The organism is Nocardiopsis sp. iso_40, assembly GCF_056173285.1.
Genome location: NZ_CM149666.1, coordinates 4,578,074 through 4,600,906, shown reverse-complemented (window position 1 = coordinate 4,600,906; position 22,833 = coordinate 4,578,074). Strand labels below are relative to the sequence as shown.

General features: G+C 69.2%; 24 protein-coding genes. 11 read left to right on the top strand and 13 right to left on the bottom strand.

Going from position 1 to position 22,833, the window contains the following annotated elements:
- The first annotated feature begins 226 nt into the window (after window positions 1-226).
- Window positions 227-4,228, top strand: a complete 4,002-nt coding sequence (gene hrpA, locus AC0VYD_RS19935; protein ID WP_475476982.1) for an ATP-dependent RNA helicase HrpA — start codon at window positions 227-229, stop codon at window positions 4,226-4,228.
- Window positions 4,229-4,264: 36 nt separating this feature from the next.
- Here hrpA and AC0VYD_RS19930 read toward each other — a convergent pair whose 3' ends face one another.
- Both AC0VYD_RS19930 and AC0VYD_RS19925 read right to left on the bottom strand, forming a co-directional pair.
- Window positions 4,265-4,915 (bottom strand): pyridoxamine 5'-phosphate oxidase family protein, encoded by a 651-nt coding sequence (locus AC0VYD_RS19930; RefSeq protein ID WP_475476981.1) that lies wholly within the window; start codon window positions 4,913-4,915, stop codon window positions 4,265-4,267.
- A 53-nt stretch (window positions 4,916-4,968) separates the two neighbouring features.
- Window positions 4,969-5,445, bottom strand: a complete 477-nt coding sequence (locus tag AC0VYD_RS19925; protein ID WP_475476980.1) for a globin domain-containing protein — start codon at window positions 5,443-5,445, stop codon at window positions 4,969-4,971.
- A gap of 445 nt (window positions 5,446-5,890) precedes the next feature.
- Here AC0VYD_RS19925 and AC0VYD_RS19920 point away from each other — a divergent pair, with 445 nt between their 5' ends.
- Window positions 5,891-7,096, top strand: coding sequence for a lactonase family protein (locus tag AC0VYD_RS19920; protein ID WP_475476979.1), 1,206 nt, complete (start codon window positions 5,891-5,893; stop codon window positions 7,094-7,096).
- A gap of 56 nt (window positions 7,097-7,152) precedes the next feature.
- Here the strand turns inward: AC0VYD_RS19920 and AC0VYD_RS19915 are convergent, their stop codons facing one another.
- The 5 genes from AC0VYD_RS19915 to AC0VYD_RS19895 all read right to left on the bottom strand — a co-directional run bounded on the left by AC0VYD_RS19915 (window position 7,153) and on the right by AC0VYD_RS19895 (window position 9,279).
- The gene (locus AC0VYD_RS19915; protein WP_475476978.1) at window positions 7,153-7,644 is read right to left on the bottom strand and encodes a GNAT family N-acetyltransferase; all 492 of its coding nucleotides are present in this window, start codon (window positions 7,642-7,644) and stop codon (window positions 7,153-7,155) included.
- Window positions 7,645-7,651: 7 nt separating this feature from the next.
- Window positions 7,652-7,933, bottom strand: a complete 282-nt coding sequence (locus AC0VYD_RS19910; RefSeq protein WP_475476977.1) for a type II toxin -antitoxin system TacA 1-like antitoxin — start codon at window positions 7,931-7,933, stop codon at window positions 7,652-7,654.
- Between the two features lie 289 nt (window positions 7,934-8,222).
- On the bottom strand, window positions 8,223-8,561 hold the full coding sequence (locus tag AC0VYD_RS19905; RefSeq protein ID WP_475476976.1) for a hypothetical protein: 339 nt from the start codon (window positions 8,559-8,561) through the stop codon (window positions 8,223-8,225).
- Window positions 8,558-8,785: a hypothetical protein gene (locus AC0VYD_RS19900; protein WP_475476975.1), complete on the bottom strand. Its 228-nt coding sequence runs from the start codon at window positions 8,783-8,785 to the stop codon at window positions 8,558-8,560. The genes AC0VYD_RS19905 and AC0VYD_RS19900 overlap by 4 nt, the downstream gene beginning before the upstream one ends.
- A complete protein-coding gene (locus tag AC0VYD_RS19895; protein WP_475476974.1) occupies window positions 8,782-9,279 on the bottom strand; it encodes an ATP-binding protein in 498 nt (165 codons plus the stop codon). Before AC0VYD_RS19895 ends, AC0VYD_RS19900 begins: the two co-directional genes overlap by 4 nt.
- A gap of 211 nt (window positions 9,280-9,490) precedes the next feature.
- On the opposite strand from AC0VYD_RS19895, the gene AC0VYD_RS19890 reads away from it, so the two are divergent.
- From AC0VYD_RS19890 to AC0VYD_RS19865, 6 genes are all read left to right on the top strand, one after another.
- Window positions 9,491-10,327, top strand: a complete 837-nt coding sequence (locus tag AC0VYD_RS19890; RefSeq protein ID WP_475476973.1) for a helix-turn-helix domain-containing protein — start codon at window positions 9,491-9,493, stop codon at window positions 10,325-10,327.
- Entirely contained in the window at window positions 10,308-10,511 is a 204-nt protein-coding gene (locus tag AC0VYD_RS19885; RefSeq protein WP_475476972.1) for a DUF397 domain-containing protein, read from the top strand. The genes AC0VYD_RS19890 and AC0VYD_RS19885 overlap by 20 nt, the downstream gene beginning before the upstream one ends.
- A 313-nt stretch (window positions 10,512-10,824) precedes the next feature.
- Window positions 10,825-11,466 carry a biotin transporter BioY gene (locus AC0VYD_RS19880; RefSeq protein ID WP_191274973.1) on the top strand — a complete coding sequence of 214 codons (642 nt, stop codon included), beginning with the start codon at window positions 10,825-10,827 and terminating at the stop codon, window positions 11,464-11,466.
- Window positions 11,466-12,224: an energy-coupling factor ABC transporter ATP-binding protein gene (locus AC0VYD_RS19875; protein WP_475476971.1), complete on the top strand. Its 759-nt coding sequence runs from the start codon at window positions 11,466-11,468 to the stop codon at window positions 12,222-12,224. The genes AC0VYD_RS19880 and AC0VYD_RS19875 overlap by 1 nt, the downstream gene beginning before the upstream one ends.
- A complete protein-coding gene (locus AC0VYD_RS19870) occupies window positions 12,221-12,838 on the top strand; it encodes an energy-coupling factor transporter transmembrane component T family protein (RefSeq protein WP_475476970.1) in 618 nt (205 codons plus the stop codon). Before AC0VYD_RS19875 ends, AC0VYD_RS19870 begins: the two co-directional genes overlap by 4 nt.
- 112 nt (window positions 12,839-12,950) lie before the next feature.
- On the top strand, window positions 12,951-13,934 hold the full coding sequence (locus tag AC0VYD_RS19865) for a serine hydrolase (RefSeq protein WP_475476969.1): 984 nt from the start codon (window positions 12,951-12,953) through the stop codon (window positions 13,932-13,934).
- 206 nt (window positions 13,935-14,140) lie between these two features.
- Here the strand turns inward: AC0VYD_RS19865 and fabG are convergent, their stop codons facing one another.
- Window positions 14,141-14,899, bottom strand: a complete 759-nt coding sequence (gene fabG, locus AC0VYD_RS19860; RefSeq protein WP_475476968.1) for a 3-oxoacyl-ACP reductase FabG — start codon at window positions 14,897-14,899, stop codon at window positions 14,141-14,143.
- Window positions 14,900-15,218: 319 nt separating this feature from the next.
- On the opposite strand from fabG, the gene AC0VYD_RS19855 reads away from it, so the two are divergent.
- Both AC0VYD_RS19855 and AC0VYD_RS19850 read left to right on the top strand, forming a co-directional pair.
- Window positions 15,219-15,716: an ATP-binding protein gene (locus AC0VYD_RS19855; RefSeq protein WP_191275230.1), complete on the top strand. Its 498-nt coding sequence runs from the start codon at window positions 15,219-15,221 to the stop codon at window positions 15,714-15,716.
- Between the two features lie 269 nt (window positions 15,717-15,985).
- Window positions 15,986-16,822: a helix-turn-helix domain-containing protein gene (locus AC0VYD_RS19850; protein ID WP_191274983.1), complete on the top strand. Its 837-nt coding sequence runs from the start codon at window positions 15,986-15,988 to the stop codon at window positions 16,820-16,822.
- Window positions 16,823-17,218: 396 nt separating this feature from the next.
- Here the strand turns inward: AC0VYD_RS19850 and AC0VYD_RS19845 are convergent, their stop codons facing one another.
- The 5 genes from AC0VYD_RS19845 to AC0VYD_RS19825 form a co-directional block, all read right to left on the bottom strand.
- Window positions 17,219-17,452 carry a DUF397 domain-containing protein gene (locus tag AC0VYD_RS19845; protein ID WP_191274985.1) on the bottom strand — a complete coding sequence of 78 codons (234 nt, stop codon included), beginning with the start codon at window positions 17,450-17,452 and terminating at the stop codon, window positions 17,219-17,221.
- Window positions 17,453-17,802: 350 nt separating this feature from the next.
- Entirely contained in the window at window positions 17,803-18,819 is a 1,017-nt protein-coding gene (locus tag AC0VYD_RS19840) for a metal ABC transporter substrate-binding protein (RefSeq protein WP_475476967.1), read from the bottom strand.
- Window positions 18,820-18,997: 178 nt separating this feature from the next.
- Complete coding sequence (locus tag AC0VYD_RS19835) at window positions 18,998-19,669, bottom strand: potassium channel family protein (protein ID WP_475476966.1); 672 nt, start codon at window positions 19,667-19,669, stop codon at window positions 18,998-19,000.
- Between the two features lie 30 nt (window positions 19,670-19,699).
- The gene (locus AC0VYD_RS19830) at window positions 19,700-21,166 is read right to left on the bottom strand and encodes a TrkH family potassium uptake protein (RefSeq protein ID WP_475476965.1); all 1,467 of its coding nucleotides are present in this window, start codon (window positions 21,164-21,166) and stop codon (window positions 19,700-19,702) included.
- 153 nt (window positions 21,167-21,319) lie between these two features.
- Complete coding sequence (locus AC0VYD_RS19825) at window positions 21,320-22,231, bottom strand: cation diffusion facilitator family transporter (protein ID WP_475480319.1); 912 nt, start codon at window positions 22,229-22,231, stop codon at window positions 21,320-21,322.
- A gap of 144 nt (window positions 22,232-22,375) precedes the next feature.
- On the opposite strand from AC0VYD_RS19825, the gene cmtR reads away from it, so the two are divergent.
- The gene (cmtR, locus tag AC0VYD_RS19820; protein ID WP_475476964.1) at window positions 22,376-22,717 is read left to right on the top strand and encodes a Cd(II)/Pb(II)-sensing metalloregulatory transcriptional regulator CmtR; all 342 of its coding nucleotides are present in this window, start codon (window positions 22,376-22,378) and stop codon (window positions 22,715-22,717) included.
- The last annotated feature ends 116 nt before the right edge of the window (window positions 22,718-22,833 follow it).

Below are 22,833 nucleotides of genomic sequence, written 5' to 3'. Positions count from 1 at the left end.
GCCCGGCGGACACCCGGTGTCCCCCGTGGCGGATCCCACCGCGGGGGACACCGCCCCGTGCGGCCGGGACACCGCCGAACCGGAACAAACCCCGCACCCGGGACGTTCCTACGACGGTGCGACCGGGACCCGCGGCCCCGGGCCGCGGCCGTCCGTGCCCCAAACAGCACCCGAAACCGTGCCCGCCGGGAAAACCGGTTGCCAGCCCTCCTAACCTTGAGTACTGATGAGCACCACCACGCCCGCGCCCGCCGCGGACCAACTCCGTTCCCGGTTGCGCGACCTCATGCCCGCCGACCGGCACCGGCTCCGCCGCCGTATCGACGGCCTCGCCAGGATCCGTGACGAGCGCCGCCGCGCCTCGGTGACCGCGCAGATCGCCGGGGACATCGACCGCGCCGAACTCCGCGTGGGCCTGCGCCGCGAAGCCGTACCCGAGCTCAGCTACCCCGAAGAGCTCCCGGTGAGCGCCCGGCGCGAGGACATCGCCGAGGCGATCCGCGACAACCAGGTCGTCATCGTCGCCGGTGAGACCGGTTCCGGAAAGACCACCCAGCTCCCCAAGATCTGCCTGGAGCTGGGGCGCGGCGTCATGGGCACGGTCGGCCACACCCAGCCCCGACGGCTGGCCGCCCGCACCGTCGCCGAGCGCATCGCCGACGAGATCGGCACCCCCCTGGGCGAGACGGTCGGCTACAAGGTCCGCTTCACCGACTCCTCCAACGAGAGCACGCTCGTCAAGCTGATGACCGACGGCATCCTGCTCGCCGAGATCCAGCACGACCGCATGCTGCGCCAGTACGACACGCTCATCATCGACGAGGCGCACGAGCGCAGCCTCAACATCGACTTCCTGCTCGGCTACCTGAAACAGCTCCTGCCCAAGCGGCCGGACCTGAAGATCATCATCACCTCCGCGACCATCGACCCCGAGCGGTTCTCCCGCCACTTCGACGACGCCCCCATCGTCGAGGTCTCCGGGCGCACCTACCCGGTGGAGGTCCGCTACCGGCCCATCTCGGACGACATCCTCGACCCAGAGGAGAAGAACCCGGGGCCGGGCACCGACAAGGACCAGACCCAGGCCATCCTGGACGCCGTCGACGAGCTCTCCCACGAGGAGCCCGGCGACATCCTCGTCTTCCTCAGCGGCGAACGCGAGATCAGGGACACCGCCGAGGCCCTGGAGAAGAAGAAGCTCCGCGGCACCGAGATCCTGCCCCTGTACGCCCGCCTGTCCGTGGCCGAGCAGAAACGCGTCTGGTCCCGGCACGGCGGCCGCCGCGTCGTCCTGGCCACCAACGTCGCCGAGACCTCGCTCACGGTCCCCGGCATCAAGTACGTGATCGACCCCGGCACCGCCCGCATCTCCCGGTACTCCCACCGGACGAAGGTGCAGCGCCTGCCCATCGAGGCGGTCTCCCAGGCCTCCGCGAACCAGCGCAAGGGGCGCTGCGGCCGCGTGTCCGAGGGCATCTGTATCCGCCTGTACTCCGAGGAGGACTTCCTCTCCCGCCCCGAGTACACCGATCCCGAGATCCTGCGCACCAACCTCGCCTCGGTCATCCTGCAGATGGCCGCACTGGGCCTGGGCGACGTCGCCGCCTTCCCGTTCGTGGACGGCCCCGACCACCGCCAGATCAAGGACGGCGTCAACCTCCTCGCCGAACTCGGCGCCCTCCAGCCCGAAACGGCGCAGACCAGGACCACCAGGCCCGCGGACCGCACCGCCGACGGCGGGAAGGGCTCCGGGCAGCGCCGCCTCACCCCCCTGGGCCGCCGCCTCGCCCAGCTGCCCGTCAACCCGCGCCTGGGCCGGATGGTCCTGGAGGCGGAGAAACGCGACTGCCTGGCCGAGGTCATGGTCATCACCTCCGCCCTGTCCATCCAGGACCCGCGCGAACGCCCCGCCGAGAAGCAGCAGCAGGCCCAGCAGGCGCACGCCCGGTTCACCGACAAGGAGTCGGACTTCCTGGCGTTCCTCAACCTGTGGAACCATCTGCGCGACAAACAGAAGGAGCTGTCCGGCAACCAGTTCCGCCGGATGTGCCGCGAGGAGTTCCTCAACTACCTGCGCGTGCGCGAGTGGCAGGACATCCACGGCCAGCTCAAGCAGGTCCTGCGCACCATGGACATCGAGGTCCCGCCGCTGCGCGAGGAGGCCGCCAACCCGCGTGACGTGCACATGTCGCTGCTGGCCGGGCTGCTCTCGCACGTCGGCCTCAAGGACCCGGACAAGCACGAGTACCTGGGCGGCCGCGGCGCGCGGTTCGCGATCTTCCCCGGGTCCGCGCTGTTCAAGAAGCAGCCCCGCTTCGTCATGGTCGGCGAGCTCGTCGAGACCTCCAAGCTCTGGGGCCGCATGGTCGCCCGGATCGAACCGGAGTGGGCCGAGGAACTCGGCGCCGACATCGTCAAGCGCAGCTACAGCGAACCGCACTGGGAGCGCAAACGCGGCGCCGTCATGGCCTTCGAGAGGGTCACCCTGTACGGGGTGCCGATCGTCGTGCAGCGCAAGGTCTCCTACGGCCGGATCGACCCGGAGCTCTCCCGCGAGCTGTTCATCCGCCGCGCGCTGGTCGAGGGCGACTGGGAGACCCGGCACCAGTTCTTCCACGACAACCGCAGGCTCCTCGACGAGGTGGAGGACCTGGAGCACCGGGCCCGCCGCCGCGACATCGTCGTGGACGACAACACGCTGTTCGACTTCTACGACCGACGTGTCGCGGACTCGGCCGTCTCCGCCGCCCACTTCGACTCCTGGTGGAAGAAGGCCCGCCGCACCGAGCCCGGGCTCCTCGACTTCACCCGCGCCGAACTCATCAACGACGGCGTGGACGCGGTCAGCGAGGACGACTACCCCGACGTGTGGCGCCAGGACGCGTTCGTCCTCCCGCTCACCTACCAGTTCGAGCCGGGCAGCGACTCCGACGGCGTCACCGCGCACATCCCGGTGAAGTTCCTCAACCAGATCGAGAACACCGGTTTCGACTGGCAGATCCCCGGCCTGCGCGACGAGCTCATCACCGCGATGATCCGGTCGCTGCCCAAACCGCTGCGCCGCAACTTCGTACCGGTCCCCGACAACGCGGCCCGCGCCCGGGGCGGCCTGACGCCCTACGAGGGCTCCCTCGCCGGGGCCCTGGCCGCCGAACTCAGCGTGATGGCGCACGGCGAACGCATCCGCCCGGAGGACTTCCAGCTCGACCGGGTCCCCGACCACCTGCGCATCACCTTCCGGGCGGTGGACGACCGCAAACGCACCCTCGCCGAGTCCAAGGACCTCGAACAGCTGCGCGCCAAACTCAAACCGCGGCTGCGCGAGGCCATCGCCACCGAGGCCAAGGGCGTGGAGAGGAAGGGCATCACCTCCTGGGACTTCGGTCCGCTGGAGCAGACCCTGGAACGCAAGGCCCTGGGCCCGAAGGTCAAGGGCTACCCGGCCCTGGTGGACGAGGGCGAGAGCGTCGCCATCCGCATCTTCGACACCCGGCCCGAACAGCGCGCCGCCATGCGGGCGGGTACCCGGCGCCTGCTCCTGCTCACGGTCCCGTCCCCGGCGACCGCGGTCAGCAAGGGCCTGAACAACCCGGACAAGCTCGCCCTGGCCGACAACCCGCACGGGTCGATCAGGAAGATGCTGGAGGACGCCGAGTCCGCGGCCGTCGACCACCTGCTCACCCGCGAGGGCGGCCCGGTGTGGAACGCCGAGGACTTCGCCGGGCTCGCCGACCGGGTCCGCGCCGACCTGGGGGAGACCCTCGCCGAGATCCTGGACAGGACGGCACGCATCCTGGTGCTGTGGCGCAAGGTGTCCAAGAAGGTCAAGGGCACCACCTCCCTGGCGGTCCTGCCGTCCCTCAACGACGTCCAGGGCCAGCTCGGCGACCTGGTGGGCGACGGTTTCGTCACCCGCGCGGGCCTGTCCCGCCTGGACGACGTGCACCGCTACCTGCGCGGTGTCGAGTACCGGCTGAACAAGCTTCCGGAGAACCCGCGCCGCGACCAGGTCAACATGTCCAAGGTCGAACAGATGCGCCAGGCCGTCGCGAAGGTCCGGGGCGCGCTCCCCGCGGGCCGCGCCCAGGACCCGGACGTGGTCGAGCTGCGCTGGATGCTGGAGGAGTACCGGGTGAGCCTGTTCGCCCAGGAGCTGCGCACGGCCTACCCGGTCTCGGACAAGCGCATCATGAAGGCACTCGAAGCCGTCAAGCAGGCGGGGAGGTAGCGGCGGCCCCGGTACCGTCCCCGCCCGCGGACCGCTTTAGCGGTACCCGGCGCCGGAGGCCGCCCCTCTGCGGGCTTCGTTCTCCTGTTTGGCGGCGAAGAAGTCACCGCCCTTGCTCAGGGCGTCGTCCGTGCCCCAGGACTCGTCGGAGCCGACCCGGCGCAGGTGGGGGATGTGCTTGCGGCAGTGGATGTAGGCCTCCTCGACCTGCACCATCATCCACATCTGGGCCCGCTGGCCCGGTGTCTGGGGCAGGGGGAGCCCCGGAACGTGGGGGCGCAGGCGCTCGTCCTCCATGATCTTCACCCGGCCGTTGACGTGCAGGCCGATCCGCTCCCGCTGGAAGTCGAGGAACATCAGCCCGATGTGCGGGTTCTGGACGACGTTGCCCGCGCTGGCGAACACACCGTTGCCGCGGTACTCCGGGTAGGCGAGGGTGTGGTCGTCGATGACGTGGACGAAACCGGGCGGCCCGGCCCTGAAGCTGGAGTCGCACTCGCCCCGGCTGTCCGCCGTGGCGATGAACAGCATCTCCTGGCGTGCGATGAACTCCTTCATGACCGGGTTGAGGTGGTCCAGCATCTGGTCACGGTAGAAGCGGTCGGCGCGGTCGGTCGTGCCCATGACCGCCTGTACGTGGCGCTCTCCCTCGGTTCCGGGCATGCGGTTCGGGTCGGTCTGTGTCATGAACGAAGGCTTTCGACGGTGTGCGGTGTGCGGGGGCGGAGTTCCGGCGGCCGTCAGCGCGCTCTCCGGGAGGCGGAGGGGGAGGCCTCGGCGAGTTCGGCGCCGGCGAGCATGTTGGCGGTGACCCACTGGTAGACCAGCACCCATGCCGAACTCATCGAGGACGACCAGGTGGGGGAGATCTCGCTGACGGCGCGGACCAGGGCGCGCCCGACGTGGGGGTAGTGCTCGGGGAGCACGCCCAGTTCCCGGCGGTGCTGCAGGCCCAACTGCCGGAGGTAGCGCGCGACCTCGTCGGGGGAGTCGAGGTGGCGGACCACGGACAGGAGGGCGTCGGCCATGCGCTGCTGCTGCGGTTTGATGTCGGCGGAGAACATGCCCCGCACCTCGGGAACCATGGCGAAGAGGTTGTCGTAGAAGGATCTGGCCAGGCGTGTCGATCCCTCGGGGATGTCGACGCACGACTGTCGGACCAGGTCGATGGTCTCCTGGCCGGGGAGCGGCACTTCGGATATGGAACGGAGGGTCAAGGCGGGTCCAGTTTTCAGGTGAGCGGGGAACCACGGGCGGTGAGCACGCGCCGCGGCGCGCGCCCTCCGGCACCGTGGACGACGGGGCCCTCACCGGGAGGTTCTTCTACGGGTCGCACGCGCTTGCGCGCGGGGCTCCTGTGATCAGCCCGTCCGTTCGCGGCCTCGCCGCCCTTCTGGGGCAGAACCTGGGCACTGTGAACGGGGCAGGTGTGGCGGAGGCGGCCCTGAACTCCCTGTACCGGGCTGTTGTGGAGGAACTGTAACAGATGCACTACTGAGTGCAGAGGTTTCTGTTTTGTGACTCATGAGTAGTTCTGTGACTCATGGGTGTGGGACCCGGGAGGGGGCGAACGCGTCCTTTCCCGATGGAGGTCAGGGCGGTACCATGCCGCCGGTGGTATAGACCAAATCTCCGCCCCAGGCGAAGGAAACGAGGCATCCGGTGGACACACCACGACGACTCCTGCTCGTGGGGACCTACACCCCCGACTCCGACCCGCAGGGGGAGGGACGGGGCATCCACCGGGTCTGGTTCGACCCGCGCACCGGCGCGATGACCGACGGCGGGGTGGCGGCCAGCACCCCGGGCCCGTCCTTCCTCGCCTACCGCCCCGAACCTCCCACGGTGTACGCGGTCAACGAGCGCGCCGAGGGCAGCCTCACCTCGTTCCGGGTCCACGGCGACGCGCGCCTCACCGAGCTCGGCTCGGTGCCGACCGGCGGCGGCTCCCCCTGCCACGTCCGCTACCTCGGCCCCCGCCAGGCGGCCGTCACCAACTACGCCAACGGCGTGGTGACCCTCGTGTCCACCGGTGAGGACGGCGCGCCCACCGGGGACACCCTCGAACTCGCCCACCAGGGCACCGGACCGGTCGCCGACCGCCAGGAGGGGCCGCACGCGCACAGCACCGCCGTCGCCCTCGACTCCTTCGAACCCGGCAACCGCTATCTGCTCGCCGCGGACCTGGGCACCGACGAACTGCGCGCCTACCACTACAGCCCGGTCCCCGAACAGCTCGCCGGGGAAGCCCCCGAGCCCCGGGAGGACTCCTTCCCCGGGGTCCCGCTGCCGCCGGGCACCGGGCCCCGCCACGCGGTCGTCAACGGCGACCACGTGTACGTCGCGGGGGAGCTCGACTCCCGGGTGCACGTCGTCCGCTGGGACGGGGTCTCCGGCACCGGGGAACACCTGGGTTCGGTCACCGCGACCGCGGACGAGGCCGCCGGGAAGAACTTCCCCGCCGAGATCGCCCTGCACCGGCTCAAGGTCGAGGGGCGCGAGATCGCCGAGGGCGACGCGCTACCGCTGACCAGCACCTACGAGGGCCGTCTGTACGTGTCCAACCGGGGGGCCGACGTCGTCTCCACCTTCGCGGTCCGTGACGGCGGCGCCCGCCTGGAACACCTCGCCGACACCCCCGTGGGCGCCTGGCCCCGCCACTTCACCGTGGTGCGCGGCCACCGGGACGAGCCGGACCACCTGGTCGCCGCCGCCCAGAACGGGGACGAGCTGATGTCGCTGCGCATCGACCCGGACACCGGCATCCCCGCCGACACCGGCCACCGACTGGGGGTCCCGGTACCGGTGTGCGTGCTCCCGGTCCCCATCAAGCGCATCCGCAGGGCTGAGGAGGCCGACCGGGCCTGATCAGGCGCCGGGCGGTAGCCGACTCGCTCGGCAGCCGCCCGGTGGGCCCCGGCTTCTCACGCCATGGTCCTGGCGATGTCGCTCATCTTGCGGTAGAGCCGCATGCTGCCGGGGATTCCGCGGAAACCGTGCTTCTCGTAGAAGGTGTACGCGTCCTCGTCCAGCGCGTCCACCACGAGGAACCTGACGGCGAAGGTCTCGTTTCCCACCAGGGCCCGTTCGAAGGAGTCCACCAGGAGCACCGGGCCGAGCCCACGCCCCTGGTGGCGGGTGTCCAGGGCCAATCGTGACAGGAGCACCGCCGGGACCCTGTGCATGCTGCCCCGGGCCAGAGCCCTGGGCAGTTCCTCCCGCTCCAGGGCCATGGAGGTGAAGGAGTAGCAGGCGGCGACCTCTCTGCTCCCCTCCTCGCACCAGACGAACGTGGCGGCGGTGTTGTTCGCGCGTGCGTGGAGCGCGCTTCTGCGCAGCCAGGTGTCCAGCTCCTCCTTCCCGCAGGAGAAGGAGTCGATCCGGTGTTCCCGGTTGAGTGGCTGGCAGACGAACACGGTCGGGCTACCTCTTCTTCACGATGGAGCGGTGCTTGTGCACGGCCGGGGCCAGCTCCCCGATCGGCTCAGCGGGCTCTTCCAGGGACTCGACCATGGCGTCGAAGAACGCGGCGGGGACCCGGGTGGTCTGCTCGCGTTCCACGACCTCCTCGGCCGCCTCCCGGGCTGCCCGGACGACGAACCTGGACGCGGACTCGTGGTTGACCCGTGCCGCTTCGAGGAACAGCGCCTTGTCCTCCGGCGTCACTCTGACTTCGATCCGTTCGGTTGCGGTTCCGGTGCTCATGGGCGGTTCCTCCGTGTGGGCGGCCTCTCGACCAGGGGTGCCGGTGCACAGTCGAGAATTCCAAGTCATTGTACGGCACTTGTACGGATGTAACTGGGGTTGTGAACTGTTCTTGGTTGAGTGTGTGCGGTTTTCGTGCATCTCGCTGATGGTGCTACTCGTCGAACCGGGCCACCGTGTGGTGTGAGAGGCCCTGGGCGGGTCAGCTCAAGGACCTCCCCGTCTGATCCGCAACCCAGACACACGTGTGGCCCGGGAACGTCTGCCCCCGGGCCACGGACGCCACCGCCTATTGCCTGCTACCGGCCACCGCAACGCGCCGATCCCGGGAACCACGCGGTTTGGGCCTCGGCGGCAGCTTCAGTTCATTGCGCCACCGCTGTCTCTGAGCCGCAACCGTCACCACCGGTACCGGCCTGCTCGGCTGCACCTTCTCGATTTCCGCCACCAGTTCCCGAGCGCTGTTGCCGCTCAGCATCACCATGCTGCTGGTGTGCGCTGCCCAGTACTGGCCGGTTGAGTTGCCGTGCCACACCGTCCACCCCCGGCGCCGGTAGGTGGCGCGCAGGCGATTCACCTCCTGGGTGACGGACGTTCTCACAGACTCCGGAGTCATGACCGTGCTCATGCCGCACCGCTTTCCAGAACCCTCAGCGTCTTCCGGAGCTCCTCGGCGCCCGCGCACACGACCAGTTCGGGCTGCCCGTTGGAGGTGGTTCGGGTACTCGTCGCCACGAGGCAGGGCCGCCCCTGCCCTCCGCGCAGTTCGCAGATGAGGAAGTCGGGGAACTCCTCGCGCAGCGTCAGCACGGCCGCGTTCGGCCTCAGGTGGTAGCCCTCCACGGCGCTCACTGTCCCTTCCGAGGCAGGGGGACCACGGGGGCCAGCAGCTCGGGCGCCTGCCACCGCAGCTCGAAGAACATCCTGGGTCCGCGCAGGGACCGGAAGCGCCCCCAGCGGGAGGCGAGTGCGTTCACCAGCAGCAGGCCGCGCCCGCCCTCGTCGTAGGTGTCGGGGGTAACGACACGGAGGGAGGGGGCTCGCTTGTAGGCGTCGAGGACCTCCACACGCAGCCACCCGTGGAAGAAGAACGCCCGGATGTAGAAGTCGCCGCGCCCCACGTTGTCGACGGGGGCATGCCGGACGTTGTTCGTCGCCAGCTCGGAGAGCAGGAGCAGGGTGTTCTCGGCGGTCTCCTCCGGGGCGTTTGCGAAGGCCAGCTTCCGAGCCAGCCAGTTGCGGGCGTCCTTCACGCTTTCGGGGCGTCCAGCGAACCGGAAGGAGCAGCGTCGCAGCGGCAGCCGCCGTCGTGGTTCGGGGGTGTTGGGAACGATACGGTTGGACATGGATCCTCACCTGGTGTCTCAGGTCGTGGGTCAAGGCCCTGGTTCGGTGTTTGCGCACCGTCCAGGGCCGTTTACGTGAGTGCTGGGTTACACCCCGGCTTCACTTGGCCACAGTGACACGACAGGTGTCTGAAAGTCCTCTCTCGCCATCAGAAGTAGCTGTTTGTGGAAAACTGAAGCACGATGTGTCTTCTTGTGGTCAACTGTGGTCATGGTCAGTGGCAGGAAGGCAGTCACAAAAGCGGCATTAGTGCAATTTGGGAACGAGCTTCAGCGTCTGCGGCGAGTAGCGGACCTGTCTCAGCGTGAGCTGGCCAAGGCGACGCTGATCTCCCACCAGATGCTGGGTGCGGTCGAGCGAGCGGAGCGTGCTCCGCGCAAGAGCTTCGCGGAGAAGGCGGACGAGGTGCTGAGTGCACGTGGCGCTCTTCTTCGTCTCTGGCCCGGTGGTCAGGAGGGTTACCCACACGGCTTCAAGGAATATGTGGATCTGGAGCACGAAGCCAGAGCCATCCATGACTTCCAGGCCCAGGTGGTTCCTGGGTTCTTTCAGACCAGGGACTACGCACGGGCGGTGCTGAGTGCGAGCTGGCCTCCCAGCGAAGACGGAGAGGTCGAGCGTTTTCTCGACACCCGTGTCGCCCGTCGGGAGATGTTGGAACGGGAACGGCCACCGCTGATGTGGTCGGTGCTCGATGAGAGCGTCCTGCGGCGTCCTGTGGGGCCCCGGGAGGTGATGATCGCTCAGCTTGAATACCTGATTGAGCTGGCCGCAAGACCTCGTATACGCCTTCAGGTCCTGCCCTTCGCCAAGGGGGTTCATGCGGCGCTGGATGGTGCCTTCACCGTTCTGGATATAGAGGGCGGTGAGAGTCTGGCCTACGCCGAGATCCCGGGCAGCGGTCGAGTGACCGCCGACGCCGACGAGGTGGAACAATGCACGTTGCGCTTCGGGGTGCTGCGTTCGATGTCCCTCTCTCCGGACGAGTCCGTTGACTTCATCTCCCGTTACAAGGAGGCACACAGCCATGGAATCGACCCTTTTTAACTGGCGTAAGTCCAGCTACAGCGGTAACCAGGGGGGTCATTGCGTCGAGGTCGCGGACACCCCCGCCCACGTTCACGTTCGTGACACCCAGAACCGACCCCTCGGGCACCTCACCTTCCCCAGTTCAGGCTGGGGCGCGCTCCTGGCCACCCTGCGCGAAGGCAACCCGGCCGACCAGGTCTGACGAGCTTCACCGAGCCTCTGAGACCCGGCGGGTTCCCACACGCGCTGGCTGGTTCCGGAACAGGCGTTGTGTTCGACCGTTCCCCCTCCCGGAAGGGGGAACGTGGTCGAAGCAGGCCAAGCGTTCGATGAACCTCTCTTTGGGGCCCGCGCCGCCGGTGCGGTGACCCCCACCCCCTGTGACCTGGGTCTCAGTCGGACCCCTACAACTCCGCACCGCACTCTTCTGTGCGCCCCGCCCCCTCCCGGGTGAACCGGCATAACGGACAATGGACGGTGACCTGCTCCCGAGACCTCCCCGAGGGGAACCACGCATGCCCACCACAGTGACGGCCCACGTCCGCTACCGGGGCCTTACCTCGCGCGACCTCGCCCTCGTCGCCGTGTTCGCCGCGCTCATCGCCGCGCTCAGCGTCACCGTCGCCATCCCCGTCCCCGGCCTTCCCGTGCCGATCACCCTCCAGACCCTGGGCATCATGCTCGCTCCCAGCCTCCTCGGCTGGAAGCGCGGCAGCCTCGCCGTCGCCACCTTCCTCGCCCTCGGCCTGGCCGGGCTCCCCCTCTTCGCGGGCGGTCGCGGCGGACTCGCGGTCCTCGCCGGGCCCTCCGCCGGGTTCATCGTCAGCTGGATCTTCGCCGCCCTGGTCATCGGCCTGCTCACCGACCTCATGGTCCGCCGGGGCAGGTACCGCTTCTGGCAGGGCCTGCTCGTCAACGTCCTCGGCGGCATCGTCGTCATCTACGCCATCGGCGTCCCCTGGATGGCCGTGGTCCTCGGTGACGGCGTCCTCGCCGCGGCCATGTCCATGGTGGTCTTCCTCCCCGGCGACCTCGTCAAGGCGGTCCTCACCGCGGCCATCGCCAGCGCCGTCTTCCGCGCCTACCCGCTCCCGCCCGCGGGGCGACCGGTCATCGACGGCGGCGACACCGCGGACACGGGCGGAAAGAGCGCCTGATGCTCCGTCTCGAGGGGGTCTCCCACTCCTACGAAGGCCGCGCCGTCCTGCGCGACATCGACCTCGACCTCGCCGAACACCGCATCGGCGTGATCGGGGCCAACGGATCGGGCAAGTCCACGCTCGCCCGCACCCTCAACGGACTCGTCCTACCGGACCGGGGCCGTGTGTCGCTGGGGGAGTGGGACACCCGGCGGCACGCCAAGCACATCCGGCGCCGTGTCGGGTTCGTCTTCTCCGACGCCGCCAACCAGATCATCATGCCGACGGTCGCCGAGGACGTGGAGATCGGGCTGCGCGCCCTGCGCCTGGGCCGCGCCGAGACCGCCTGCCGGGTCGACGCCGCCCTGGACCGGTACGGTCTGGCCGACCACCGCGACCACCCCGGGCACCTGCTCTCCGGCGGCCAGAAACAACTCCTCGCCCTGGCGTCGGTCCTGGTCACCGGCCCCGAAATCCTGGTCTGCGACGAGCCCACCACCCTGCTCGACCTGCGCAACACCCGCATGGTCCACCGCACCCTGGCCGGGCTCGACCAGCAGGTCGTCCTCTTCACCCACGACCTCGACCTGCTCACCGGATTCGACCGGGTCCTGGTGATGAGCGACGGCCGGGTGGCCTTCGACGGTACCCCCGCCGACGCGGTCGCCTTCTACACCAAGCTCATGGACAGCGAATCCCCGGAGCCCGAGGGGGCCGAGCCCGAGGGGGCCGGCGCCGAAGACCCGGGGGACCCCGGAACCGGGGCGGCTCCGTGAGCGTGGTCGGGCTGTACGTCCCCGGCACCGGGCCGCTGCACCGGATCGCCGCCGGGCCCAAACTCCTCGCCCTGCTGGTCGTCGGCGCCGCCCTGCTGGTCGCCGCCAACCTGTGGGCGGCCCTGGGCGCACTCGCCGCGAGCCTGCTGCTGTACCCGCTCGTCGGCCTGCACCCGCGCCGGGTCCTCGGGGTGCTGCGGGCCCTGTGGCCGTTCCTGTTGGCCATCGGGGTGTTCCAGGCCCTGTTCGTCGGCGCCTGGGCGGAGGGTGCCCGGCTCTGCGCCCAGCTCGCCGCACTGGTCCTGCTCGCCAACGCCGTCACCCTCACCACCCGGGTCCGGGAGATGCTCGACCTGTTCGAGCGACTGGCCCGACCCCTGCGCCGGGTGGGCGTCAACCCGGACCGGGTCGCCCTCGTCCTCGCCCTGACCATCCGCTCCATCCCGATGGTCGCCACCGCCTGGCGCGCCGCCCGCGAGGGCTACCGGGCGCGGGGGCTCTCCGGCCGTCCGCACCTGCTCGTGGTGCCGGTGATCGTCCAGTTGCTGAGGATGGCCGACGCCACCGGCGAGGCCCTCGTGGCTCGGGGGATCGACGAGGACACCCGCACCTAGCCCTCCGGCGGGACTCGGTACCGATTCAGTATCGGACAGGTGCTTTTCGGCGGATATCCCGGGATAATTACCTGCGCAACATCCCCCATGGTGTAGACGAACCGGTGATCGTGTGCCCCGGCGCCTCCCCGCCGAACGACGGATCCGATCGAGCCTGACCGCGATCCTCATCGCCCTGTTCATGACCTTCGCCCTGCCCGGGGCGCTCTCCGCGAACGTCGTCGTCCTGACCCCCGACGCGGCACTCCTCAACCGGCTGGCCGCCCCCTCCCCGCTGCCGCTGGTGCCCTTCGAGCCCGTCACCGCCCCGCCGACGGGCGGCACGGCTCTGCTTCCGGAACGGCGGGCCGAGCTCTCCGCGCGGATCGGGGGCCTGGAGGCCGAGCACGGGGTCCGGCTCGGGATCGCGGTCCAGGACCTGCGTACCGGGACGACCTTCAGCCACAACCCGGAGCAGCAGTTCCCCACGGCGAGCGTCGCCAAGCTGACCGTTCTGACCATGTTCCTGATGCACGCCGAGGAGGAGGGCCGTGAACTCACCCGGGACGAGCGGTTCCAGACCGAGCGGATGATCCGGTACAGCGACAACTCGGTCACCGACGGCCTCTACGCCCGGATGGGCTTCACCGACGGGTTCCTCCGCCACGCCGAGAGACTCGGGTTCACCAACACCGACCCGAACCGGTACGGGACCTGGGGGGCCACGCTGACCACCCCCGCCGACCAGGTCCGCTTACTCAGCGCCCTGTACACCGGGCAGGGCCCGCTCTCGGCGGACGGGTGCGCCTACGCCCGCGGGCTCATGGAGGGGGTCGCCCCCGAACAGTCCTGGGGTGTCTCCGCCGCGGCTGGTCCCGGGGACACCGTGGGCCTCAAGAACGGCTGGACCCCCCGCGCGTCCAACGGAGGTCTGTGGAACGTCAACAGCGTCGGCTACGTGACCGGCCCCGACCGCGAGTACCTGATCGCGGTCCTCACCGACGACCACCCCGACTACTTCACCGGGGTCGCCCTGGTGGAGGAGGCGGTCGCCCAGGTCACCGGGGCCATCGAGGACCGGCCCGAACCCGGGGGCGCCGGTCCCCGCACCCGCTAGGTCCCGGGGGCTGCGACAGGTGCGCCGTGGCCGGTTCCGGCCAGGGCCGCTGGTGACCCCGGTCGGCACCGGACCCGTCGCCCGCGGCCCGTCCGACACACGCTGCCCGTCCGATACACGCAGGACCCACCCGGCACACACGGGGGCGCCCCGCCGGAACCGCGGTTCCGGCGGGGCGCCCGGTACTGCTCGAGGCGCGGATCCGGCTAGTCCAGCGGACCTCCGGCGACGTAGAGGACCTGGCCGGACACGAAGCCCGCGTCCTCACCGGTGAAGAAGGCCACGGCGTTGGCGATGTCCTCGGGCCCGCCGACCCGCTGCACCGGGATCTCCTTGGCCTTGAAGGCCTTCATGTCGTCGTAGTCGACGCCCACCCGCTCGGCGGTGGCGCGGGTCATCGCGGTCTCGATGAAACCGGGGGCGATCGCGTTGCAGGTGACGCCGAACTTGCCCAGTTCGATCGCGAGGGTCTTGGTGAAGCCCTGCAGGCCGGCCTTGGCGGCCGAGTAGTTGGCCTGGCCGCGGTTGCCCAGCGCGGAGGAGCTGGACAGGTTCACGATCCGGCCCCACTTGTTGGCGGTCATGTGCGCCTGGGCGGCCTTGCTCATCAGGAAGGAGCCGCGCAGGTGGACGTTCATGACGGTGTCCCAGTCGTCCGGGGACATCTTGAACAGCAGGTTGTCGCGGAGCACACCCGCGTTGTTGACGAGGATCGCGGGCGGGCCGAGCCGCTCGGCGACGGTGTCGACCGCGGCGGTCACCTGGTCGGCGTCGGAGACGTCGCAGCCCACCGCGACGGCCTTGCCGCCGGCGGCCGTGATGCGGTCCACGACCTCCTGGGCGTCGGCCTCCTTCAGGTCCACGACGGCTACGGCGTGACCCTCACTGGCCAGCCGTTCGGCCGTGGCGGCACCGATACCGCGGGCCGCGCCGGTCACGATCGCCACACGAGGCGTTGGGGACATGGTGTTACCTCCATCAATTCACGTGGTGGGCGCGTGCGAATCCTATCCGCATGCCTACTGGTCGGTACGTATCCGGGGTGCGGTTGCCGGTTCCCGCCCGAACCCCCGGGTAAAACTTCCTCGGCCCGGTTCGCACTCCCTCACCTGCGCCGTGGCAAACCCGCCGGACCCGTGTCCGCGTTTGCCTGCACTTTGACGGACCGTGGCCTACGATTACCACCAAGACCGAGATGCACGTGCATTCGGGCCGTGCACAAGCACGAGCCTTCCGCCATTCGTCGGCGGCCCGGTGCGGCGCGTCAGTGAGGAGTTGAAGGGCATGGAGTGTGCGGAGGCGGTGGCGGAGTCAGCCGGTGCTTGGTGGCTCAGGGTCCTGACGCACGGGTCACGCCGTTGGAACACCCCTGTCTGCGGTGACCGGCACGACGCCGTCACGTGGACCTTCCGGTCCCGCCCCGGGGCGGTGGGCGCTGCCCGTGAGATTTCCGCGGCTCTGCTCCTCGAATGGCAGATGGAGTACTTGTCCGGTGATGTCGCGGTGGTTGTTTCCGAATTGGTCACCAATGCCGTGCGCCATGGCGGACCACTGGCCTTGACCAGGCAGGGCGATGCCGGTATTCAGCTCTCCCTGATGCGTAGCGGTAGTGAATTCATCTGTGCCGTTCGTGACGGAGGAGATCACTTGCCGAGGAGAAGGGAAGCCGACCCCGCCATGGAGGGCGGTCGAGGGCTTGCCCTGGTGAGTGCTTTCGCGCGAGAGTGGGGTGTGATTCCCACACCGTCCGGCGGAAAGTTCGTTTGGGCGCAATTCGTGTGAGTCGATGACACCGGGCCCGTTCCCGGGCGCCGACCGCGGTCGGACCTCGGGGGAGCGGCACGTGCCAGAGGGGGCCGGGCGCCTCAGGGGGGGTGGGGGGACTGCCCGTGATCGGAACGGTGTACTGGCTATATCGTGTACGTGTAGTGTCCTGAGCGCACGGCAAAGGGGACCGGGCGACCCGATACCCTAGCCCGGAGAATGACAGAGAGGCGGCGAACGTGGATATCGCTCAATTGCGTCAGGGGAGTGGCCCCACCGTGCGTCGCATGCTCCTCGGACACCAGCTGAGGAAGCACCGAGAGCGCTGCGGCATCACGCGCGAGGCCGCGGGCGAGAAGATTCGCGCTTCCGCCTCCAAGATCAGCCGCATGGAACTCGGCCGGGTCGGTTTCAAGACCCGGGATATCGAGGACCTGCTGAAGATGTACGGCGTCACGGACCGCAAGCTCCTCAAGCAATTCCGGGAACTCGCGGCCGAATCCAACCAGCCCGGTTGGTGGAAGGAGTACGGCGACGCCCTCCACAAGTGGTTCATCCGCTACGTGGGCTTCGAGGAGGCCGCCGACCACATCCGCATCTACGAGTCCCAGTTCGTCCCCGGGCTGCTGCAGACCGAGGAGTACGCCCGCGAGATCATCAGCGGCGGCGTCGAGACGGACCTGGTGACCGAACAGCGGATCAAGGCCAGACTGCAGAGACAGAAGCACATCGAACTCGGCAAGAGGATGTGGATCATCCTCGACGAGGCCGCCGTGCGCCGCCCCATCGGAGGCAGGGAGCGCGGGGCGGAGATCATGCGCGGTCAGCTGAGCCACCTGATCAACCTCTGCGAGAACTACGAGAACATCACCCTCCAGATCGTCCCCTTCGAGGTGGGCGCGCACGCGGCGGAGGCCGGTTCCTTCACGCTGCTGCGCTACTCCGACTTCGAGCTGTCCGACATCCTCTACCTCGAACAGCTCACCGACGGCGAGATCGTGGACAAGCCCGCCACCGTCGAGGCTTACACCAAGGCCATGACCAGGCTCAGCGTTTCGGCTGCCACCCCTGACGAAACCGTCTCCATGCTCAAGGACATGCTGAAGGACCTCGAGGAGTCCTGAGCGGCGGTCGGTGACGGCCCGGAACGCGGTGCGGTTCCGCTGGGGCCGCGCGTGGCAGGGTATGCGGCCGCCGAACGCCCCCCGGCCCGGCGGGGGCGTGCCCAGCGCTCCGGGAGCGGTAGAAGGACCCGAGGTCGTGGCGGTACCTCGGAGGCGGCGTCGTGTGTTCCGACCGACGCCGTTTTCGCGTGTGGTCGACCCGGCCGCGTGTGGTCGGTCGCGTGGTCGACCCGGTCCGGGTCGAGGCCGCCCGGGTAGGCGTGGAGGGCTCCGTCGGCGGTGGACGGAGCCCTCCGGTTCTGATCCCCCCCGCGGCCTGGGAGAGGGCACGGACAAGGCTTGCCAGGCCGTGGACGGTCCGCTTTCCGGAGAGCGGCTCCCGGGTGTTGCGGGGGCTCAGCCGAGCAGGTTGTCGAAGTCTCCGTCCTTGGCGCCCAGGATGAGGCAGTCGATCTCTTCCTGGGTGTAGACCAGGGCCGGACCGGTGGGGAAACGTGAGTTGCGCACGGCGATCGAACCGTCGGTCAGACGGGCCATCTCGACGCAGGCGCCCTGCGAGTTGCTGCGCTTGGCCTTCTGCCAGGAGACCTCGGTCAGCTCAGTCGCGCGGATGCCGTTGTGTGGGGTCATTTCGCCTAGCTCCTTGTGTTTTGCTGAGGGGACGTGCGTGCGGATGCACTGCCATATGCACGTGCATCGGCACTGTCACTCTCACGAGCATAGCGTGACCATCGCCACTTGTCCCTGGGTTTCGAAGGATGTAAGCGCCATGTGACCAGGATGTGGTCCACAGGACCCCCGGAGGTCTTCCCACCCAGCTCAGAGCGACCGTGTGGCGGTCCCGGAACCGATCCTCCCAGGTGGCCGGGCCGGCCGTTCCGTGCCGGAAAAAGACCCCGCCGGCGTACCGGCGGGGTCGAACGCGGGTGTCGAAAGCGCTCGTGAAAGCGCCCTCGGACGTTTCTTTCGGGGGCGGGGGGCTACTCGCAGACGAGCGCGGCGGACAGGGTTTCGAGGTTGCCGCGCATGATCGACGGGTAGTCGTCGCCGGGCGACTGGTCGGTGACGCCCTCCAGCGGGTCGAGTACCTCCACCCGGGCTCCGGTCTCGGCGGCGATGGTGTCCGCGGTGGCGGCGGGCATCAGCGGTTCGGTGAAGATCGTCGTGATGTCGCGCTCGTTGACGGTGTCGGCGATCGCGGCGATCTGGGCCGGGGAGGGCTCGGTGTCGGGGTCGACGCCGCTGACCCCGATCTGTTCGAGACCGTACTGGTCGGTGAGGTAGGTGAAGGCGGTGTGCCCCACGACCACCTCACGGTGCTCGCAGGAAGCCAGGTTCTCCTCGTACTCCGAGCCGATGGCGGCGAGCTCGGTGCTGACGCGCTCGGCCCCCTCCTCGTAGAGGTCGGCGCCCTCGGGGTGGGCCTCGGCCATCCGGGCGGCGAGGGCCTCGGCGGCCTCCGTCATGAGTTCGACGTCCAGCCAGAAGTGCGGGTCGTACTCGCCGTGGTCGTGCTCGTCCTCCTCGTGCCCGTCCTCCTCGTGCCCGTCCTCGTCCTCGTGTCCGTGCTCCTCCTCGTCGTGCCCGTGCCCGTCCTCCTCGGCCGCGCCGTCGTCGGCGGGGCGGAGCTGGACGGTGTCGGCGACGTTGAGCGCGGCCCCGGCGGCCTCCTGTTCGACCGCCTCGTCCACCGCGGGCTGGAGGCCCTCGACGTAGAAGGCGATGTCGGCTTCGCTGACCTCGGCGATCTGGCGGCCGGTCAGCTCCAGGTCGTGTGGTTCGGTGCCCGGCTCGGTGAGCTGGACGACGGCGACGCCGTCCCCGCCGATCTCCTGGGCCAACCACTCCAGCGGGTAGACCCCGGTGACGACGGTGAGGTCGGCGTCGGCGGGGGAGGTTCCGTTGTCACTGGACCCACCTCCGTCGTTTCCGCACCCGGCGACGATCATGAGTGTGGCGGCGCCGAGGACGGCGGCTCGTACGGTGGCAGTTCGCATGGACACCATCATCGGGAGAATGAAAACGGTTGTCAATTTGCCGTATTTGTCCATGGGGTCGGTCACCTCGGGGAACGGCCCCCGGACTCCCCTCCGACCGCTGCCCTGACGGTCACTCCGGCCCTGCGGGTACACCGGTCCGTCCGGGACCGTGCCCTCCGGTCATGGCCGGCCCCGGTCAACTGTTCTCGGCGAACCGCTCCACGTCCTTCGTGCGGCCGGCCACCACGATCACGTCGCCCTTGTGCAGCACCGTCTCCTCCGTGGCGTAGGTGAAGGAGGCCCCCACCCGCTTCACCGACACCACCGTGATCCCGAAGCGCTGCCTGACCTTGGTCTCCCTGAGGGAGCGGCCGATCAGCGCCTGGGGGGCCTTGGTCTTGATGAGGGAGAACCCCTCCTCCAGCTCCACGTAGTCGAGCATGCGCCCCGACACCAGGTGGGCGACCCGCTCGCCCATGTCGTGTTCGGGCAGGACGACGTGGTGGGCCCCGACCTGTTCGAGGATGCGGCCGTGCCGTCGGCTGGTGGCCTTGGCCCAGATGTCCTTCACCCCCAGGTCGACCAGCTGAGAGGTGGTCAGGATGCTCTCCTCCAGGTGGGTCCCTATGGCGACCACGGCCCGGCTGAACTGGGCGGCGCCGATCTGTCTCAGGGCCTCGTCGTCGGTGGAGTCGGCGATGACGGTGTGCGTGAGCGACTCCCCGAACATCTGGACCACACGGGGGTTGGAGTCCACCCCCAGGACCTCCCAGTCGTGGTTGACCAGCTCCAGGGCCAGTGAGCTGCCGAACCGGCCGAGCCCGATGACCAGGATGCGTTTGTCGGAGAGCTTGTTGCTTTGCGGCACGGGGTTCTACCTCTTGTCTGTGGAGCGGCCTCAGCCGATCATCGGCCGGGCTTCGGGCAGGTCGTAACGGCGCTTGCGCTCGCGGAAGGCCAGCGCGGTGACGAAGGTGATGGGGCCGATACGCCCCGCGATCATGAGGAACGCGAGCGTCAGTTGGGCCCAGGGGGCCAGGGCGGGGGTGATCCCGGTCGAGAGACCGACCACACCCACGGCCGAGACGACCTCGAAGAGTGTCTGCATGAAGGTGAACGGTGTGGTGTGCAGGAAGAACACCGTGGTTATCGCCACCACCGTCATGGAGAGGAAGGTCAGGCTCAGCGACTGCCGGATCACGTCGGGGGCGAGTCGGCGGCCGAACACGTGCACTCTGGTGTGGGCCCGTGCCTCGGACCACACCACGAGGAAGATCACGGCGAGGGTCGCGACCTTGATGCCGCCGGCGGTTCCCGCGCTGCCGTTGCCCACGAACATCATCATGATCGTGAGCAGCAGCGTGGAGTCGTACATGGCGCCGGTGTCCGTGACGTTGAAGCCACCGCTCCGCGGCATGACCCCGTGGAAGAACCCGTCGGAGATCTTGGCCCACCAGTGCAGTTCGCCCAGGGTCCGCGGGTTGTTCCACTCCATCATGATGACCAGGAGCGCCGTCACCCCGAAGAGCAGGGCGCTGGTGACGATGGTGATCTTGGTGTGCAGGCCCCAGGCGCCGGGGGTCCGCCAGTGGCGGCGCAGCTCCAGGAGCACGGGGAAGCCGATCCCGCCGAGGATGACCGCCACCGCCACCGTGAAGAGGATGATCCCGTCGCCGGAGAACCGGGTGAGGCTCTCGTCGTACAGCGACAGCCCGGCGTTGTTGAAGGCGGAGACGGAGTGGAAGAGGCCCGAGTACAGGGCCTCACCCGGGCTCAGGTCGTGACCCAGCCACATCCGCGGAGTGATGATGACGAAGGTGACGGCCTCGATGGTCAGGCACACGATGACGACCCGGCTCACGATGCTGCGTACGTCCCCCACGGCCTGGGCCCGGTTCTCCGCCTGGACGTTGAGCTGCATGCGCAGGCTGAAGCGGTGGACCAGGGCGGCGCCCAGCAGCGAGGCCAGGGTCATGATGCCGATCCCGCCCACCTGGATGAGCGCCAGCACCACGAGTTGCCCGAAGACGGAGAGGTCGCCGCCGATGGAGATCACGCTGAGCCCGCACACGGCGAGCGAGGTGGTCGAGGTGAACGTCGCCTCGACCAGGGTCAACTCCTCCGGGCCGATGGTCGCGGCGGGGGTCATGAGCAACCCGGTGCCCAGGAGGTCGACCAGGACGAACATCAGCAGGAAGGCGCGGGCGGGCTTGCCCCAGGCGGTGCGCGACTTCTGCATGGGCGGTGTGCCCCGGAGCCCGCTCCGGGGGACGGGGAGCCGGTCCCACAGGGTTCTCACCCGTTCGAGTACTGCCACGAACACCCGGGTCCTGGTCGCCCTGGGTGTGGTGGAGTTCCACCACATGATCCCGTGCTCACCTGTCGTCACTAGCTGGGGTCTTGCCGAACCTGCGCAATTCTGCCAGATCCGGTGGCCTGGGACGACGAGGCTCCGGCACGGTGGTGCGGGTCGGAGCGCGTGGCGGTGGCGGGGGCGGACCCGGGCCGGGGCGCGGTGTCAGGGGTGCCTTGCGCCCTCGTGCTCCGCGTGGCCCGGGGGCTCCAGTTGAAGGGTCGAGTGTTCCACGTCGAAGTGGCCGGTCAGACACTCGTGCAGTTCGTCGAGCATCCTCCCGCCGTCCCGCAGGTCCTCCTCCGCGACCACCACGTGCGCGGACATCACGGGGACTCCGGAGGTGATGGTCCAGGCGTGCAGGTCGTGGACGTCGATGACCGCCGGATGGCCCATCAGGTGCGTGCGGACCTCGCTCAGGTCCATCCCCTCGGGGGTGGCCTCCAGCAGGATGTGCACGGCCTCCCGCAGCAGTGACCACGCCCGGGGCACGATGATCGCGGCGATGCCGAGGGAGACCAGGGTGTCCGCCTGCTGCCAGTCGGTGAACCACACCACCAGGCCGCCCACGATCACGCCCACCGAGGCCAGGGCGTCGCTCATGACCTCCAGGTAGGCGCCCCTGACGTTGAGGCTCTCCCTGGCGCCCGAACGCAGGACCAGCAGCGCCACCACGTTCATCACCAGGCCGAAGGCGGCGACGGCGACCATCCCGGCCCCGGAGACCTCGGCGGGTTCGCGGAGGCGGTCCACGGCCTCCAGCACGATGAACCCGCACAGGACGAACAGCACGATCGCGTTGACGGCGGCGGCGAGGATCTCGGCGCGTTGGAAGCCGAAGGTGCGCTTGCTGGTGGCCGGCCGCGCCGCGATCCACACCGCGGCCAGCGCCAGGGCGACCCCGAAGGAGTCGGTGACGGTGTGCCCGGCGTCGGCGAGCAGGGCGAGGCTGCCGCTGAAGGCGGCTCCGGTGACCTGCACCGCGGCGACCGTGAGCATCAGGCCCAGGACCACTGCCAGCCTTCCGCTGTTGGCGGCCCCGGCGGTGACTCGTCCGTGGTCGTGTCCCGCGCCCATGGTCCCCTCCTCGATTCGTGGTGCTTCGGTGGTGCTCGCTGCCCCTGCCGGTACGCCGTCGGGGGTGTTGCGGCCGAACAGTTCAGCCTTCACTGTTTATACAGTCTGTGCTGTCTATACAGCAAACGATGTATAATGATTTTCATGTTGACCTCCGAGCAGCGCCTCTCCGCGATCCAGCGTCTCGGGCGCGCCCTGTCCGATCCCACCCGGTGCCGCCTCTTGCTGGCCCTGCTGGAGGGGCCCGACTATCCCGCCGGGCTCGCTGATCGGCTCGGTCTCACCAGGCAGAACGTCTCCAATCACCTGGCCTGCCTGCGCGACTGCGGACTGGTGCGGACCCATGCCCGCGGCCGTCAGGTCAGCTACGAACTCGTCGACGACTCCCTCGCCCACGCGCTGGAGGACCTCCTCCGTGTCGTCTGGGGCACCGCACAGCCCCACGAGCCGCTGGAAACCCCAGGGGAACAGGCTCCGGCTGTCTGAGCCACCGCGCCGCGCCGTCGCGGGCGGCCGGAACCGCTTCGGCGGACCGCCTGTCGTGCCCCCTGGGTCCGGAGAGCCGCCAGGGGCGTGCGTTCTCACCCGGGGGAGGCGCTTCG